Below are 549 nucleotides of genomic sequence, written 5' to 3'. Positions count from 1 at the left end.
CGGCAAATGCAATCCGTCAGATGGTCGTTGATAAACCCCGAAGCTTGCAGATGGGCATAGCAAATGGTAGAGCCGAAGAACTTGAATCCCCGTTTTTTCATGTCTTTGCTCATGGCATCTGATTCGGGAGATGATACCGGAATCTCACTCAATGACTGAAAATGATTGATAATGGGGTTCCGGTTGGGGAAGAAGGATAGCGTATAGTTGTAAAAGCTGCCGAATTCTTTCTGTATGGCAAGAAACAGCTTTGCATTGGTGATGGTCGACTTGATTTTCAGACGGTTTTTCACGATGCCGTCAAAGTGCATCAGCCGTTCCACGTCTTCGTCGGTCATTTGCGCCACTTGCGCGGCATCGAAATTGCAAAAGGCTTTGCGGTAGCCTTCCCGCTTTTTGAGGATGGTTATCCAGCTCAGTCCCGCCTGAGCACTTTCCAATACAAGAAACTCGAATAGTGTCTTGTCGTCTGTTACCGTTTTTCCCCACTCTTCATCGTGGTATTTCACATACAGCTCGTCGGTTCCGCACCAGCCGCAACGTCCGTTT

1 protein-coding gene is annotated in these 549 nt (G+C 48.1%); it reads right to left on the bottom strand.

Annotated features, from left to right (window positions below):
- Positions 1–549 (bottom strand): DNA-3-methyladenine glycosylase I (locus DXD65_RS20905; protein WP_133304094.1); only part of this gene is annotated, 549 nt, incomplete at both ends.

It is taken from the genome of Bacteroides sp. 4_1_36, assembly GCF_003466325.1.
Lineage (GTDB): Bacteria > Bacteroidota > Bacteroidia > Bacteroidales > Bacteroidaceae > Bacteroides > Bacteroides uniformis.
This window is presented reverse-complemented; position numbering and strand designations above follow the sequence as displayed.